Source organism: Brevundimonas vesicularis, assembly GCF_900445985.1.
Classification (GTDB): Bacteria; Pseudomonadota; Alphaproteobacteria; order Caulobacterales; family Caulobacteraceae; genus Brevundimonas; species Brevundimonas vesicularis_D.
On the sequence record NZ_UAQP01000014.1, the window covers coordinates 301566 to 317536 of the forward strand.

13 protein-coding genes are annotated in these 15971 nt (G+C 68.3%); 5 read left to right on the forward strand and 8 right to left on the reverse strand.

What is annotated here, in order from left to right; genetic code table 11:
- Nucleotides 1-529 precede the first annotated feature (529 nt).
- The gene (locus tag DT343_RS10575; RefSeq protein WP_112862863.1) at nt 530-2482 is read right to left on the reverse strand and encodes a M1 family metallopeptidase; all 1953 of its coding nucleotides are present in this window, start codon (nt 2480-2482) and stop codon (nt 530-532) included.
- 62 nt (nt 2483-2544) lie between these two features.
- Entirely contained in the window at nt 2545-3795 is a 1251-nt protein-coding gene (locus DT343_RS10580; RefSeq protein ID WP_112863784.1) for a multidrug effflux MFS transporter, read from the reverse strand.
- 128 nt (nt 3796-3923) lie between these two features.
- Here DT343_RS10580 and DT343_RS10585 point away from each other — a divergent pair, with 128 nt between their 5' ends.
- Nucleotides 3924-5369, forward strand: a complete 1446-nt coding sequence (locus tag DT343_RS10585; RefSeq protein WP_055754590.1) for an AMP nucleosidase — start codon at nt 3924-3926, stop codon at nt 5367-5369.
- 158 nt (nt 5370-5527) lie between these two features.
- On the opposite strand, the gene DT343_RS10590 is transcribed toward DT343_RS10585, so the two are convergent.
- Both DT343_RS10590 and DT343_RS10595 read right to left on the reverse strand, forming a co-directional pair.
- On the reverse strand, nt 5528-6379 hold the full coding sequence (locus tag DT343_RS10590; RefSeq protein WP_112862864.1) for a metallophosphoesterase family protein: 852 nt from the start codon (nt 6377-6379) through the stop codon (nt 5528-5530).
- Entirely contained in the window at nt 6379-7314 is a 936-nt protein-coding gene (locus DT343_RS10595; protein ID WP_112862865.1) for a diacylglycerol/lipid kinase family protein, read from the reverse strand. Before DT343_RS10595 ends, DT343_RS10590 begins: the two co-directional genes overlap by 1 nt.
- A gap of 142 nt (nt 7315-7456) precedes the next feature.
- Between DT343_RS10595 and DT343_RS10600 the strand changes: the two genes are divergently transcribed.
- The 3 genes from DT343_RS10600 (at nt 7457) to DT343_RS10610 (ending at nt 10626) form a co-directional block, all read left to right on the forward strand.
- Entirely contained in the window at nt 7457-7807 is a 351-nt protein-coding gene (locus tag DT343_RS10600; RefSeq protein WP_112862866.1) for a glycine zipper domain-containing protein, read from the forward strand.
- Between the two features lie 118 nt (nt 7808-7925).
- Nucleotides 7926-8366 carry an OmpA family protein gene (locus DT343_RS10605; RefSeq protein ID WP_200918615.1) on the forward strand — a complete coding sequence of 147 codons (441 nt, stop codon included), beginning with the start codon at nt 7926-7928 and terminating at the stop codon, nt 8364-8366.
- Nucleotides 8367-8451: 85 nt separating this feature from the next.
- Nucleotides 8452-10626, forward strand: coding sequence for a protein-disulfide reductase DsbD family protein (locus DT343_RS10610; RefSeq protein WP_258522558.1), 2175 nt, complete (start codon nt 8452-8454; stop codon nt 10624-10626).
- A gap of 3 nt (nt 10627-10629) precedes the next feature.
- On the opposite strand, the gene DT343_RS10615 is transcribed toward DT343_RS10610, so the two are convergent.
- From DT343_RS10615 to mutM, 4 genes are read right to left on the reverse strand one after another with little or no spacing between them, the layout of a single operon-like run.
- A complete protein-coding gene (locus DT343_RS10615) occupies nt 10630-11529 on the reverse strand; it encodes an alpha/beta fold hydrolase (RefSeq protein WP_220116676.1) in 900 nt (299 codons plus the stop codon).
- Nucleotides 11530-11580: 51 nt separating this feature from the next.
- On the reverse strand, nt 11581-12369 hold the full coding sequence (locus tag DT343_RS10620; RefSeq protein WP_112862868.1) for an enoyl-CoA hydratase-related protein: 789 nt from the start codon (nt 12367-12369) through the stop codon (nt 11581-11583).
- A gap of 59 nt (nt 12370-12428) precedes the next feature.
- A complete protein-coding gene (locus DT343_RS10625) occupies nt 12429-12872 on the reverse strand; it encodes a hypothetical protein (protein WP_039245786.1) in 444 nt (147 codons plus the stop codon).
- 18 nt (nt 12873-12890) lie between these two features.
- Nucleotides 12891-13769 (reverse strand): bifunctional DNA-formamidopyrimidine glycosylase/DNA-(apurinic or apyrimidinic site) lyase, encoded by an 879-nt coding sequence (mutM, locus tag DT343_RS10630; protein ID WP_112862869.1) that lies wholly within the window; start codon nt 13767-13769, stop codon nt 12891-12893.
- A gap of 121 nt (nt 13770-13890) precedes the next feature.
- Between mutM and DT343_RS10635 the strand changes: the two genes are divergently transcribed.
- Complete coding sequence (locus tag DT343_RS10635) at nt 13891-15942, forward strand: OPT family oligopeptide transporter (protein ID WP_112862870.1); 2052 nt, start codon at nt 13891-13893, stop codon at nt 15940-15942.
- The last annotated feature ends 29 nt before the right edge of the window (nt 15943-15971 follow it).

The window sequence follows — 15971 nt, forward strand, 5'->3', positions numbered from 1 at the left end:
GTTGGCCTGCAAGCTCGGGGCGCCGAGCGGTGGCGGTCTTATCGCCTAACCCCATAAGCCTGCGACGGGCGGGTCGGAGCAGCGATCCCCGATCCCCGGTTCGGCCGAGTATCCCCCTCGACCCTGCGACGCGACTGCGGACGCCGGGGCGATTCCCCGGCCGATCAGCCCCGGCGCCGCGACGGGATTTCACCATCGCCCCCGTTCCCTCCGCTCTCGCCGCCGCAAGGTCGCAGGCCAGGCGAGCCCTCCGATGCGACGAGACGGGCGTATTATGGGGCCGTTTGACCCCGTGGATGGGAGACGGGGGACATAAATCGGCAAGCGGTTGAAATCGCTGCGGATGGACCAGCGGCATTATGATGGCTGAGCATCGTCTCCTCCCCATGTCATGGGGAGGTGGCTCGAAGCGCAGCGGAGAGACGAAGGGGCTTTTCGCGCATCCCCTGTGCCCGTGGGACTTGAAGAACCCCTCCACCGCTTCGCGGTCCTCCTCCCCACGCTGTGGGGAGGAGACGCTGCCGATGGTTTACGGCCGTCCGACCAGTTGATCGACCGAACCGCTGGTGACCGGGTGATACAGCGGCCGGGCCTCGGCGTAGATGCGCCGCGCGTTGCTGCGACCCCAGTCGCCCTCGTTCCACAGGGTCTGGAACAGCGGCAGGACGAACTTGCGACGGCCCTGGCTGGTCAGGAACTTCTCGGCCGTGGCGACCGACGGCTGATAGCGATGGGCCAGGGCGATCTGCAGCCAGGCGAAGGTCAGTTCGGCGTTGCCTTCGTTCGCCAGGTTCAGCGTGCGCTCCAGATCGGCCAGCTGCGCGTCCGTCAGCCAGTCGGCGCCTGTCCGTAGACCCTCGGGACGCCAGCCCAGGAAGCGCTGGCGCTGCTGGGTGTTCCAGTCCGCCCACGGAATGGCCGAGGCCGGTCCCTTGTCCTTGAAGAAGGCGACGGCGGCCGCGTCCACCGGCTCGAAGGCGTGGGACACCGGCGCGACGGCGTTGGACGGCAGTCCCGGCTGATAGACCCAGGCGTCCATCTGCAACTGGCTTTCCAGCGCTGCGTCGCCCTTGATCAGGTTGTCGCGGATGTCCTTCAGGAACATGGCCGTGGTCATCGGGCGATAGGCGTTGCGATCGAAATAGCCGCGCAGCCAGGCGTCGAACCGATCCCGCCCGACGGTGCGTTCGATGGTGCGAAGGAACAGGGCGCCCTTCTCATAGGCGATGTCGTTCATGCCGTCGTCGGGATCGCGGCCCTTCAGGTCCAGATGCAGGCGGGTGTCCGCCGCCGGCAGGGACTTCAGCGTGTCCTGCAGGCTGTCCCAGCCCAGCACCTGCTCCTGCATGGCGCGGTCATGGCCATAGACCGACTCCATGATCCGGTTCTCGAAATAGACGGTGAAGCCCTCGTTCAGCCAGAAGTCGTTCCAGGTCGCGTTGGTGACCAGATTGCCCGACCAGGAGTGCGCCAGTTCGTGCGCGACCAGCGACACCAGCGAGCGATCGCCGGCGATGATGGTCGGGGTGGCGAAGGTCAGTTTGGGATTTTCCATCCCGCCGAACGGGAAGGAGGGCGGCAAGACCAACAGGTCATAGCGGCCCCAGCGATAGGGGCCGTACAGCTTCTCGGCCGCCGTCACCATCTGGGCGGTCGGTTCCAGCTCCCACTGGGCGGCGCGCAGGCGGCTGGGCTCGGTCCAGACCCCGGTGCGGCCGTCGAACGGCGCAAAGGCGATGTCGCCGACGCCCAGCGCGATCAGATAGGGCGGGATCGGATTGTCCATCCGGAAGCGCCAGGTCTTCATGCCGTCTGCGGCCCGCTCGCCGTTGGGCGTCAGGTGATCGGCGCTCATGACCACGGTCAGGTCTTCCGGCGCGGTGATGCGGGCCGAATAGGTCTGGCGGATGCCCGGGCTGTCCTGGGTCGGCACCCAGGTGCGGGTCAGGATCGCCTGGCCCTGGCTGAACAGATAGGGCTTCTGTCCGCCGGCCGTCTGGCTGGGGTTCAGCCATTGCAGCGCCGCTGCGTTCGGGCGGGTCGAATAGCGGATGGTGATCTTGCGTCGCTCATTGGCGGCGAAGGCCGGGAAATAGACCGTCAGCGGCTGGCCCAGAACGGCGTCATTGTCGCCGACGACATAGCGCAGCGGCTGACCCGCCGCGTCGCGCACGTCCTGAATGTCCAGGTCGCGGATATCCAGCACGATCTCGTTGGCGCCCGGGATCGCCAGGATGTCCAGGGTCGCCGTGCCCGCCAGGGTCTTGGCGTTGAAGTCGGCGGTCAGATCCAGGGCCACATCGACGACGCGGGCGATCTCGGGGCGGGCGTGGGTGTGGACGTCCACCGCTTCGGGACCGGGCGCTGGGGCGATGGCGGGCGGGGTCATGGCCGACCCTCCCGTTGTGGTGGAGCAGGCGCTCAGACCCATGGCGGCGGCCAGGGCGAGGGCGGAGACGAGACCGAGCGCTTTCAGCGTCATCGAGGTTTTCCTGGGCTGATCTTGACGATTGGCCCGGAGAACGCGCGGAAACGCGAAAAAGATCAAGCCTTGGCGGCGACCGGCGCGTGATGAGCCCGGAACAGCCGTCCCCGCTCGGCGAACAGCACCCAACCCAGGGCGATCAAACCGAAGACGGTGAAGCCGACCGACATCGGAATGGTCGTGCCATTGAACTGTTGGCCCACCGCAAAGCCCAGCAGCGAGCCGACGATGGTGGAGATGAAGCCCTGGATCGAGGCCGCCGTGCCCGCGATCTTGCCCATCGTCTCCATGGCCATCGATCCGAAATTGCCCGCGATCAGGCCGAAACAGAACATGGTCAGGGTCTGCAGCACCGCAAAGGTCCAGATCGATTCATGACCGCTGATCGCCACCCCCGCATGGATGGCGGCGATGCTGGTGAAGCCGATCAGGGCGGTGTGCGAAATCTTGCGCGAACCCAGCCTCACCACCAGACGCGCATTGACGATCGAGGCCACGGCGATGCCGCCCGCGATCAACGCGAACACCGCCGGAAACGCCGCCTCGGCATGGAAGACGTCGGCGAAGATCTGCTGCGACGAGTTGATGAAGCCGAACAGGGCCCCGGTGATCGCCGTCATGGCCAGGGTGTAGCCGACGGCCGTGCGGTCGGTCAGGGCGATCTTGTAGGCTGCGGTCAGACGCTTGACCTGGATCGGCAGGCGATCCTCGGGCTTCAGCGTCTCGGGCAGACGCAAAGACGCCCAGACGATCAGGCCGACCCCGATCAGGCCCAGCCCGGCGAAGATCCAGCGCCACGGCCCGACCAGCATGATCATCTGACCCAGCGACGGCGCCAGGATCGGCACGCCCAGGAAGACCAGGAAGCTGAACGACATGACCCGCGCCATGGTGCGCCCCTCATACCGATCGCGCACGATGGAGACGGCCAGCACGCGGGTGCAGGCGCTGCCCAGCCCCTGGCCGACGCGGGCCATGATCAGCGTCTCGAACGTCGGGGCCAGGGTCGCCAGCAGGCTGAACATCACATAGACGCCGACGCCGAACAGCAGGACGGGCTTTCGGCCGAACCGATCCGCCAACGGACCGTAGAACAGCTGCGCCCCGCCGAAGCCCAGCAGATAGGCCGTAACCACCCATTGCCGATCGTTGTCGGTCGCCACCTTCAGGTCGGCGCCGATGTGCGGCAGGGCCGGCAGCATGGAATCGATCGCCAGCGCATTCAGCGCCATCATCAGGGCGATGAGACAGACGAACTCGACGAAGCCGAGCTCCTTCTTGGCGGGCGCTGACGCAAGGGAAGAAGACATCCGGGCCAGATGCGCCGTCACGCCCCGATCAGCAACCGCACGCCCGTCAAAAATTGCTGCAATGCAGCGAAATCGGGTTTGAAGGCCCGGCGCCTCGCCAAAGCCGCGAAGCTTCGCTAGAGGAAGTCATGACAGAACAGATGACAGCACAGGCGGCGCTGGACCGCCTCGAAACCCTCTACACCCAATCCGTGACCAACCTGCGCGACGCCGTGCGGGATTTCGTCAACACCGGCGCGCGGCCCGATCCGGTCAAACGCGCCGAAGGGGTGTTCGCCTATCCCGAACTTCGCATCCGCTGGGACGGGGATCGCCCCCAGGACCTGGAGCCGCGCGCCTACGCCCGGCTGTCGAGACAGGGCAGCTATTCGACCACGATCACGCGGCCCGACCTTTTCCGCCCCTATCTGACCGAACAGCTGGGCCTGCTGGAGCAGGAATATAATGCGACCTTCGAGGTCGGCCTGTCCCGCCAGGAGATCCCCTTCCCCTATGTGACCGATGGGCTGGAGGTCGCGCTGGACCGGTCGATGACGGCGGCCTTGGCGCGCTGGTTCCCCACCACGGACCTGGCCCATATCGGCGACGAGATCGCCGACGGCCTGTTCGAAATGGGCGGCGACTTCCCCCTGTCGCACTTCGACGGCCTGCGGACCGACTTCTCGCTGGCGCGGTTGAAGCACTACACCGGCACGCCGGTGGACGACGTTCAGTCCTATGTCCTGTTCACCAATTACAATCGCTACGTCGATGAGTTCGTGCGTTGGGCCATCGAGCAGCTTCGGACGCCCGGCTCGCCGTATCAGACCCTGTCCTGCGCCGGCGGCGTGGTGATCACGCGCGACACGCCCAACCCCGAGGCGGCGATCAGCGACACGGCCTGGAAGAAGCACCAAATGCCGGCCTATCACCTGACCGCGCCGGGCCATAAGGGCGTGACCCTGGTCAACATCGGCGTCGGCCCGTCCAACGCCAAGACGATCACGGATCACCTGGCTGTCACCCGTCCGCACGTCTGGCTGATGATCGGTCACTGCGGGGGCCTGCGCGCCAGCCAGACCATCGGCGACTATGTCCTGGCCCACGCCTATCTGCGCGACGATCACGTTCTGGACGCGGTGCTGCCGCCCGACATTCCGATCCCGTCGATCGCCGAGGTTCAGCGCGCCCTGTATGACGCCACCAAGTCGGTCAGCGGCATGCCCGGCGACGAGGTCAAGCTGCGCCTGCGCACCGGCACGGTCGTCACCACCGACGACCGGAACTGGGAGCTGCGCTATTCCAAGTCGGCCCTGCGCTTCAACCAGAGCCGCGCCGTCGCCATCGACATGGAAAGCGCCACCATCGCGGCCCAGGGCTATCGCTTCCGCGTACCCTACGGGACGCTGCTTTGCGTGTCGGACAAGCCGCTGCACGGCGAGATCAAACTGCCGGGTCAGGCCAACCGCTTCTACGAAGGCTCGATCTCCGAACACCTGCAGATCGGCATCCAGGCGGTCGACCTGATGCGCAGCGAAGGCTCCAAGCTGCACTCGCGCAAACTGCGCGCCTTCGACGAGCCGCCATTCCGGTGATCCCGGCCGTCTCCTCCCCACAGCGTGGGGAGGGGGACCGCGCGAAGCGGGGTGGAGGGGCTCTTGAAGTCGCACCGGCGCTGCGATGCAGCAAGAAACCGCTCCGTCGCTCCGCTACGCTTCGAGCCACCTCCCTATGAAATGGGGAGGAGACAGGCTCAGACCGCCGCCTTTTCCAGCGCGCCGGGCTCGACCGGGCTGGGCGCGGTGGTCGCCTTGCGGGTGTCCTGACGGCGCGGCAGTCGCCACACCTGATGCGAGCGATAGCTCGTTCCATCCCAGGCCAGGGCCGTGACGGTGATCGTCTTGGCGTCCCAGTCGATCTGGTTGAAGCCAGGCGGCGCGCCGCGCTCGCGATGCGACAGCGTCCCGCAGCCGACGGCGTAGGAGCAGCGATCCGCCAGCGGGATCGGCATGGCGAACGGCACATGGACGTGGCCGGTCATGATCAGATCGACCCCCGCCTCGGCGAAGATCAGGGCCGCCTCGTCGCCGCGCTTGACGTCGCCGGTCATCGGCGTGCCGACCATCTCGATCAACGGATGGTGACAGGCCAGGATCCGCAGCGCGCCGATCGGCGCCTGACGCAGGGCCTCGGCCGCGCGCCGCGTCTGGTCCAGGTCGATGACCCCCTTCGACCAGTTGGGGCGCGCCTGCCAGCCGCGCGCGGTGACGACGCCGCGCACCATGACCGTGTCGCTGCGGAACTGACCATCGTGGGCGGGAAAGCCGGTCTCGGTCTCGAAGGCGCGCCAGGGATGGAAGACCCGCGCGACGGCGTCCCAATAGGGCACGTCATGATTGCCCACGATAACGAAGCGCGGCTCGGGCATGGCCCGCATCCATTCGCCCGCCGCCTTGAACTCGTCGGGGAAACCCTTTTGCGTGATGTCGCCGGTGATCAGCACCAGATCGTTGGGCGTCGCGTGGGCGTATTCCAGAGCGGCGGCGCAGGCGCGCTTGTGCTCGCAGCCGAAATGAACGTCGGAGAACTGAAGAACGCGGCCCATCAGATACTGTCCTCGGCCGACGGCGGCTTGGGCGCCAGCGCCTTGAAGGCCTTGGGCACAAAGCGAATCACGGCCTCCGGCTTCAACAGCAGCGGCTCGCCGTCGATGACCGCGGGAATTTTCGAGCGCGCGCGCACCTCGATCCGTTTCGCGGGTCGGGTCGAGACGGCCGGATCGTGGCGCCAGTCGCTGAACAGGGCGGTCGCGGCCAGGCGGAAGGCCTGGGTCGCATCGCTGGGGTCCATGGCGGCCGCTTCCAGTCCGATGGGGTCCTCCATCGCCTTGGAGATCATCGGGCTGATCAGCACCAGCGCCTCGGTCCGGCGTTTTTCCCCGCCGTCCAGGGCGAAGCGGAGGCGCCCCGAAAAGGCGCGCTTCAGCGCGCGACGGCCGTATTGCCAGGCCAGTTTGATCTTGCCGGTCCGCATCGCCTCGCGCGCCGGCGCCCACAGCGCCGGCGATCCCAGAATGGCGGCGCAGTAGAAATATTCGCCCTGAACCTCGCCGCCTGAAACGGCCTGGGGCTCGCCCTCCTCCAGCGCCCGCTTCAGCGCCAGCTTCCAGTCGGCGGTGCCATACAGCGCCTTGGGCAGCATGTTCATCGTGCCGCCCGGCAGGGGCGCGATCATCGGACCGTCAGGCTTGGCCTTCGACGCCACCGAGCGCGCCGTGCCGTCCCCGGCCAGAACGAAGATCACGTCCGGCTTGGCGGCGAAGGCGTCGGCGATGACCTGATCGAAGTTGCCCCCTTCGAACGACACGACCTCGGCCTTGAGATCATACTGCCCCAGCAGGGCTTCGGCCTCGCCGGCGGCGCGTGGACCGACGCTGCCTGACAGCGGATTGACCAGCATCACGGCGTGCCGGATCTGCGCGTGGGGCGTCAACGCAGGCTGGTCGTCTGCGTCGGAGGGGGGTTGGGCGACATCGGTCATGGCGGCCGAACGCCCCGCAGGCGCCGTCGTTCCGCCCAAGCGTCACCATAGTTGCGGATGCAGTCTGCCGACGCGGAACCTATGCCGCGAGGACACGTTTGCTGCCCACAGGGGCTAACACCCAGGGACAAAGGAATTCATCATGAAAAAGGCGATTATCGCGATTGCCGGCGCCGGCCTGCTGGCTTCGGCCTGCGCCAGCGACCCGTACGGCTATAACAACGGCTCGAACGAAACCGTCCGCCAGGGCGCCATCGGCGCCGGCCTGGGCGCCGTCGCCGGCGCCATCATCGGCAACAACGTCGGCGGCGGCAACGCTGCGACCGGCGCCCTGATCGGCGGCGCCCTGGGCGGCACCGCCGGCGCCATCCGCGGCTCGAACCAGGACCGCAACAACCAGCAGCGTTATCGCGACAGCCAAGGTCGCTACTACTACTGCTACGACAACCGTCAGGACGAATGCTACTGGGACAACGGTACGCGCCGTTATTGATCAGTGATCAAATGCCGGTCGCGGAACCCCGCGGCCGGCGCTAGGTTGAAGGGGCGGCTTGTCGGACGACGGGCCGCCTTTTTTGCGTAATGGCCGGCCGAGCCGGAGGAGGGCTGAGATGAAGCGATCGATGGGTCTGGCTGTGGCGGCCGTGGGAATGCTGGCGGCGTGCGCGCCCATGCCCAAGCGCGAGGCGCTGGTGGTGGGCGAATCGCTGTGCGCGCCGGGGCGTTTCGATATCTATTTCCTGGAGAACCAGGCGCGGCTGACCGAGCCGGCGGCGATGGTGCTGAAGGCGGCGGCGAGCAAGGCGAAGGATTGCGACGTACGCAAGGTGCGCGTGGTGGGCCTGGCTGACGCCACGGGAACGCCCGAAGCCAATCTGAACCTGTCGCAGCGACGCGCTCGGACGGTGGTCGAGGCGCTGACCCAGGCGGGCATGCCGGCGCCGATCTTCGAGCTGAACGCCGCAGGCGACGCGGGCGCCACAACGGCAGCCGGCAATGACGAACCGCTGCGGCGCCGCGCGGAAGTGATCTACGAGGCCTATCCGCGCTGAGCGACGCGGGGGTGAGCGCAGCGATGGCGCGGGGACGCGCGACGCATTAGGTTGCGGCGCTCCCCTCGCCTGCCGGAACACGCGTTTGCGCCTCTTCGCTCTTCTCCTCGGCCTGCTGTTTAGTTTGACGGGCGTTTCTGCAACCGTCGCTCAGCCGGTGCGGAGCCAGCCCACGGGCGTCGTCGCCTTCGGACCGCAGCGGACCGAGCGGATCGAGGCCGAACTGGTCCCGATGTCGCAATGGGTCGCGCCTGGTTCGACGACCGTGGTGGCGGTGCGCCAGAAGATCGCGCCCGGCTGGCACACCTATTGGCGCAATCCCGGCGATAGCGGCGGTGCGACCAGCCTGATCTGGACCCTGCCCGCCGGGGTGACGGCCGATCCGATCCTGTGGCCCCTGCCCAGCCGCCAGCGGCTGATGAGCCTGATGAACTATGGCTATTCGGGCGCGGTGCTCTTGCCCGTGCCGATCCATGTGCCGCCCACGGCGCGGCCGGGCGACGTTCTGACCCTGACGACGGACGTGCTGTTTCTGGTGTGCAGCGACCAGATGTGCGTGCCCGAGCCGATGACCCTGTCGCTGGCCCTGCCGGTGCGCGAGGGCGCAGCGCCCCTGGCCAAACCGTGGGGTGAGGAGATCGAACAGCTGGTCGAAACCGCGCCGCGCCCGGCCGGGATCGAGGCGCGCGTCACGCGTCAGGGCGGCCAGCTGATTCTGACCGCGACCGGCGGGCCGCTATCTGGTGACCAGGCGGGCGCCGACATCGGCCGAGTCTATTTCTATCCTTTCGACGGCGGGCGGATCGACCATGCGGCGGCCCAGTCGGGCCAGCGGGGCCCCAATGGTCTGACCCTGACCCTGACGGCCGGCAAGGATGCCACGCAGACGGCGCTGAGCGGGGTCCTGGCGACCGACAAGGGCGCGTGGGAGATCACGGCGGAGCCGGGCGCGCCTCTGGCAGGCGCCCAAGGCGGCGCGGCGCTGAAACCGCTGGACGAAATTACGGCCGCGCCGGCGAAGACCGGCGCTCTGGTCTTCCTTCAGGCACTGGGCCTGGCGCTGCTGGGCGGGCTGGTGCTGAACCTGATGCCCTGCGTCTTCCCGGTTCTGGCGATGAAGGCGGCGTCGCTGTCGGCGGCGGCGCATGATCCGGCGCGGGCGCGGCGCGACGGCCTGGCCTTCACCGCCGGGGTGCTGGTCAGCTTCCTGGTTCTGGCCGGCGTCCTGCTGGCGCTGAGGGCGGCAGGTCAGGCCATCGGCTGGGGGTTCCAGCTTCAGTCGCCGGGCGTGGTCGCGGCCCTGGCCCTGATCATGCTGCTGGTCGGGCTGAACCTGTCGGGCGTCTTCCATGTGGGCGCCGGATTGCAGAACGCGGGGTCCGGCCCCCTGTCGCGCCTGCCCGGATCGGCGGGCGCCTTCTTCACCGGAGTGCTGGCCGTGGTGGTTGCGGCGCCCTGCACCGCGCCCTTCATGGCCGCAGCGCTCGGCGCGGCCCTGGTCCTGTCCTGGCCAATGGCGCTGGCCGTGTTCCTGATGCTGGGGCTGGGTCTGGCCTTGCCCTATATGGCGGTCAGCCTTTCGCCCGGCCTGCTGTCGCGCTTGCCGCGACCGGGCGTCTGGATGGAGCGGCTGAAGGGTCTGCTGGCCTTTCCCATGTATGGGGCGGCGCTGTGGCTGCTGTGGGTGTTCACGCGACAGAGCGGCGTCGACGCCTTGGGCCTGCTGCTGACGGCGGCGCTGCTGCTAGCCCTGGCGGCCTGGCTGACAGGCCTGGCGCAAGCGGCGCGTCAGCGTGATGAACGTCCGATCCTGACCACGATCTGCGCGATCGTCGTCGGCGTTCTGGCGCTGGGCCTAGCAGGCGTTGCGGCCGGCGCAGCGCGATATGCGGACGCCACGCCCCAAGGCGACAGCGGCCCGCTGGCCGCCCAGCCGTGGACGGCGGCGGCGGTGAAGGCAGCGACCGCGTCGGGACGCCCCGTGCTGGTCAATCTGACCGCCGACTGGTGCGTGACGTGCAAGATCAACGAACGCGCGGCCCTGTCCTCCCCCCGTGTGGCCGACGCCATGCGCAAAGCAAACGCCGCCTATCTGGTCGGCGACTGGACCCGACGCGACGACGCCATCACCCGCGAGCTTCAGGCGCATGGGCGCTCGGGCGTGCCGCTGTATCTGCTGTATCGACCGGGTCGGGCCGAGCCGGAAATCCTGCCGCAACTGCTGACCGAGGGTGTGGTCGTGGATGCGCTGAAGGATTGAGCGTCAGCTCAGGAACCGCTGCACCGCCGCCAGGAACCGCTGCGGCTGTTCGATCATCACCTGGTGCTCGGCGCCTTCGATCCGCTCGAACCGGGCCGTGCGCGCCAGGCCTTGGAATCCGTAGCGATACAGCCCCTCCAACCGGTTGCGGGGCGCGTCGGGATCGCGGGTCCAGCCATAGACGACAGTGACCGGGGCGGTGATCTGCGACAGGCGGGGGCGCAGATCGACGGTCAGGGCCTCATACAGACCCTGGGCCAGGACGCGCCGGTCGCCGCCCTGAAGCCCCAGCCCCTGGAACACCATGTCGCCGGCCAGACCCATGTCCACGCCAAAGGCCGCGACCTGGGACTTCAGGGCCTGATCGCCGAACAGGAGCAGGGCCTGATAGCCCAGCCGGGCCAGGGGCTCGACCTGATCCGATGTGGTGCGCGCGTCGATCAGGGACGGGAAGAAGGGGGAGGAATCGACCACCATGACGCGCCCGATCCGGTCGCCCATGTCGGCGGCGACGCGCAGGGCGATCTGGCCGCCCAGCGAATGGCCGATCACCGCGGGACGGTCGATGCGCTGCTCGCGGATGTAGCGTTCGATCTCGCTGGCTGCGGGGCCGGCCAGACCGCCGCTGACATTGTCGCCGATTTGCGTCTCGCCGAAGCCGCGCAGGGTGACCAGATGCACCCGGTAACGGTTATCGAGCCGATCCGCCGTCGAACGCCAGGCCGAGCCGGTCGAGCCCAGGCCGGGGATGAAGATGATGTCCGGCCCCCGCCCGCGCGTCTCGACGATGATGCGGCTGGAGCTGAAGGCCGGGGCCTGAGCTTGGGCCTGGGATTGGGCTTGGACAGCGACGGGGGCGAGGACGAACAGGGTCGCAAGGAGCGAGGCGAGGAGGCGGATCATCATTCGCCCCTAACGCCCGATCACGGCGATCGGTTGACCCGCGCCTGCGACCTATCGCCCCTTGAACTCGGGTTTGCGCTTTTCGACGAAGGCGGACATGCCCTCCTTCTGGTCCTCGAAGGCGAACAGTGAGTGGAACAGGCGGCGTTCGAACTGGATCCCTTGCGTCAAGGTCGTCTCCAGCGCGGCGTTGACCATCTCCTTGTTGGCCATGATCGCCAGCGGGCTTTGCGAGGCGATCTTGGCGGCGATCTTGCGCGTTTCGTCCAGCAGGGTGTCGTGCGGGAAGACGCGCGAGGCCAGGCCCGACGCTAAAGCTTCAGCCGCATCCATCATGCGGGCGGTCAGGACCATGTCCATGGCCTTGGACTTGCCCACCAGACGGGTCAGGCGCTGGGAGCCGCCGATGCCCGGCGCGACGCCCAGGTTGATCTCGGGCTGGCCGAACTTCGCCTTGTCCGAGGCGACGATGAAGTCGCACAGCATGGCCAGTTCGCAGCCGCCGCCCAGGGCGAAGCCGTTGACCGCGGCGATGATCGGCTTTCTGAACCGGGTGATGCGGTCGTGGCCGAGGGCGAAATAGTTGCCCGTGTACATCTGGGCATAGGTCTGGTCCGCCATCTCCTTGATGTCGGCGCCGGCGGCGAAGGCCTTTTCGCCCGAGCCGGTCAGGATCAGGCAGCGCACGCTGTCGTCCTGTTCGACGCTGTCGAGGAAGTCGGCCAGATCCTTGAACAAGGCCGAGTTCAGGGCGTTCAGCGCCTCGGGCCGGTTCAGGGTCACCACCGCATAGCCGTCGGCGTGGCGTTCGATCAGCAGGTTGGAATAGGCGTCGGCCATGGTCGGTCTCCTTTGACGGCGGTCATACAGGCGCGCGGCGGGGCCCGCTAGCGCAGGCGCTACCGTCGGGGCATCAGGGCCAGGGTCAGGGCGGCGCGCGCCAGCTCGACCACGACCACCATGCCCAGCAGAAGATTGGCGGCGATCACCTGACCCCGCGCGCCCGACAGGTCCAGCGTCCAGCCGAAGACGGACGACAGGGCCAGGACCAGGGCCGAGAGCAAGACCAGGCCGACCAGCAGCATCAGGGCGACATGACCCGCCTTCAGCGCCGCCTGAAGCGTCGGCCCCTCGTCCAGCACGCGGGCGCGGCGGCGCAACAGCCGGGCGATCAGGCCGGTGGCGGCGGCCTCGGCGACGGCGGCGACGACCAGGGCGGCGACGAACCACCAGATCAGGTCGCCGAGATCGCCGGCGCGCAAACCCTGGACGAAGTGGACGAAATAGGCGCCCCAGACCAGGACGCCGACGATCAGACTGATCCACAGGTGGATTTTGCGCATGGGTCGGACCTCGAAGGCTTATCGCCTCTGGCAGGAGGGGCAGTAGAAGGTGGAACGGCCGCCCTGGACGATGCGGGCGACCACGCCGGTGCATTCGTCGCCTCGGCCCCCGTTTCCTCGGCAAGGCTCGCCCTCGCGGCCATAGACGTCGAAGCGGTGCTGGAAATAGCCCTGGCCGCCCTCGGCGTTGGCGAAGTCGCGCAGGGTCGAGCCGCCCGCCGCGATGGCGTCGTTCAGGACGTTGCGGACCTCGGTCGCCAGACGCTCCAGCCGCGCCTTCGACACCGATCCGGCCGCGACAAGGGGCGAGATCCGGGCGCGGTACAGGGCCTCGCACACATAGATATTGCCCAGACCGGCGACGATCCGCTGGTCCAGCAGACTGACCTTTATGTTCTGCTTCTTGCCCGCGAAGGCCTCGACCAGATGGGCGCCGGAAAAGCCGTTGCCCAGCGGTTCGGGCCCCAGGCCGGCGAACCAAGGGTGGGTCTCGACCTGATCGCTGGGGATCAGGCCCATGAAGCCGAACCGGCGCGCGTCGGCGTATCCGATGCGGGTCGCCGCCCCATCGCGGATGGCGCAGCCGCTGAAATGTTCGTGCTTGCCGGCGATGGGCGCAGCCTCCTCGAACTCGCCCAGCAGGGTTCCGTCCAGGGTGAAGCGGCCGGTCATGCCCAGATGGGTGATCCAGGTCTCGCCGGTCGAAAGCGGCGCCAGCAGATATTTGGCCCGCCGGTCGATCCGCAGGACCGTCGCCCCCTCCAGCCGTTCGACGAAGCGCTCGGGGAAGGGAAATCGCAGGTCGGGCCGGTTGATCCGGACCCGCGACAGCCGCGCGCCCTCAAGCACCGGCGTCAGGCCGCGTCGGACGGTTTCGACCTCGGGAAGTTCGGGCATGGCCCGGTCCTAGCCCGTCCGGGTCGCGGGGCCAAGCGGCGGGGGCGCCCGCATCTGACCGCGACCAGTTGCCGCCTGCGACAGAATGCGCTTACGTCCGCGCAAACGTGGGACCTCGCATATGACAGACGCCGCCGCCGCCCCCAAGGGCCGGCTAGAACTTACGCTCCGCGCCCTGGTGCTGGGCTGCCTGCTGGCGGTGATCTTCACCGCCGCCAACACCTATCTGGGTCTGCTGGTCGGCCTGACCTTCGCCTCGGCCATTCCGGCGGCGGTGATCTCGATGGCGGTGCTGCGGGCGTTCCGCACCTCGACCATCTGGGAGAATATGACCGTCCAGACCGTGGCCTCGGTCGGCGGGGCCATGAGTTCGATCATCTTCGTCCTGCCGGGCCTGGTGATGATCGGCTGGTGGCTGGAGTTTCCTTTCTGGCAGTCGGTGGCGATCTGCATCCTGGGCGGCGTGCTGGGCGTGACCTTCTCGATCCCGCTGCGCCGGGCGCTGGTCGTCAACGGCGGCCTGCCCTACCCCGAAGGCGTCGCCGCCGCCGAGGTGCTGAAGGTCGGCTCGCGCGGGGCCGAACAGACCGAAAGCGCGGTGCGCGAGAACAAGTCCGGCCTGTGGGTCGTGGTCGCCGGCGCCGTGGTGTCGTCAGGCTACGCCCTGCTGGTCGCGGGTCGGGTCTTTGCGGGCGAAGCGGCCAAGTTCTTCAAGCTGCCGGCCGCGCTTGGCGGCGGGGCCACCGGCATGGGGTTCGGCATGCAGTTCGCCCTGCTGGGCGCCGGGCATCTGATCGGCCTGACGGTCGGTCTGGCGCAGCTGTTCGGCTTGGTGCTGGCCTGGGCCATCGCCGTGCCGATCCTGACCAGCCCGGACACCATCGCCTGGCTGACGGCGCACGGCATCCCGTCGATCGCCTCGACCCTGCCCGCCGGCGCGCCGGCCGAGGAGCTGGCGACCACCGTCTGGGCGCGCGAGGTGCGGTTCATGGGCGCTGGCGTCATCGGCGTCGCCGCCATCTGGACCCTGATCAAACTGGCCGGTCCGCTGATCGGCGGCCTGACCTCGGCGCTGGCCGCCAACGCCAAACGCGCCCACGGCGAAGTGCTTGAGCGCACCGAACAGGACCTGCCCATCAAACTGGTGGGCGGCGTTTCGGTCGCCTGCCTGGTCGGTATCGCCGGCCTCCTGGCCTGGTTCGCCCAGAGCGCCCCGGCGCTGGCCTCTTCGACGCCGCTCCTGGTGATCGGCGGCCTGGTCTATGTGGTGCTGATCGGTTTCGCCGTCGCGGCCATCTGCGGCTATATGGCCGGTCTGATCGGCTCGTCGAACAGCCCCGTGTCGGGCGTCGGCATCCTGGCCATCGTCATCGCCTCGCTGCTGATGCTGGGCGTCATGGCCATCGCCGGCGTGCCGGCCGATCCGTCGATCATCGCCTTCGCCCTGATCGTGACGGCGGTGGTCTTCGCCGTCGCCGTCATCGCCAATGACAATCTTCAGGACCTGAAGACCGGCCAGCTGGTCGGGGCCACGCCGTGGCGCCAGCAGGTGGCGCTGATCGTCGGCGTCGGCGCCGGCGCCCTGGTGATCCCCTTCATCCTGAACCTGCTGAACCAGGCCTTCGGCTTTGAGGGCGGCCCGCCCGCCATCGTGGAAGGCGCCAAGACCCTGGCGGCGCCTCAGGCGACCCTGATCTCGGCCCTGGCGCGCGGCGTCATCGGCGGCGACCTGCGTTGGGACCTGATCGGTCTGGGCGCGGCGATCGGCGTGGTCATCATCGTGCTGGACGCGGTCGTGTCGAAGGCGAGCAAGGGCAAGGTCAAGCTGCCGCCGCTGGCCGTCGGCATCGGCTTCTATCTGCCGGCTGCGGTCACCACCATGCTGGTCATCGGCGCCGTCGCCGGGTGGATCTACGACAAGGCGGTGTCATCCACCCGCTACGCCGACGTGGCGCGTCGGATGGGCGTGCTGCTGGCCTCGGGCCTGATCGTGGGCGAGAGCCTGTTCGGCGTCTTCACCGCCGGGGTCATCGTGGCGACCAAGGACGACGCGCCCTTCGCCATGCTGCCCGAGGGCTCGGCCTGGCCGGCCATGCTGGCGGGCATCGTCGGCTTCGCCGTCGCGGTGTTCGGCCTGTACGCCTGGACGCGCAGCCGGGCTTCGAAGGTCTAGCGACGGACGGACGCCTCTCCCTCCCCTGC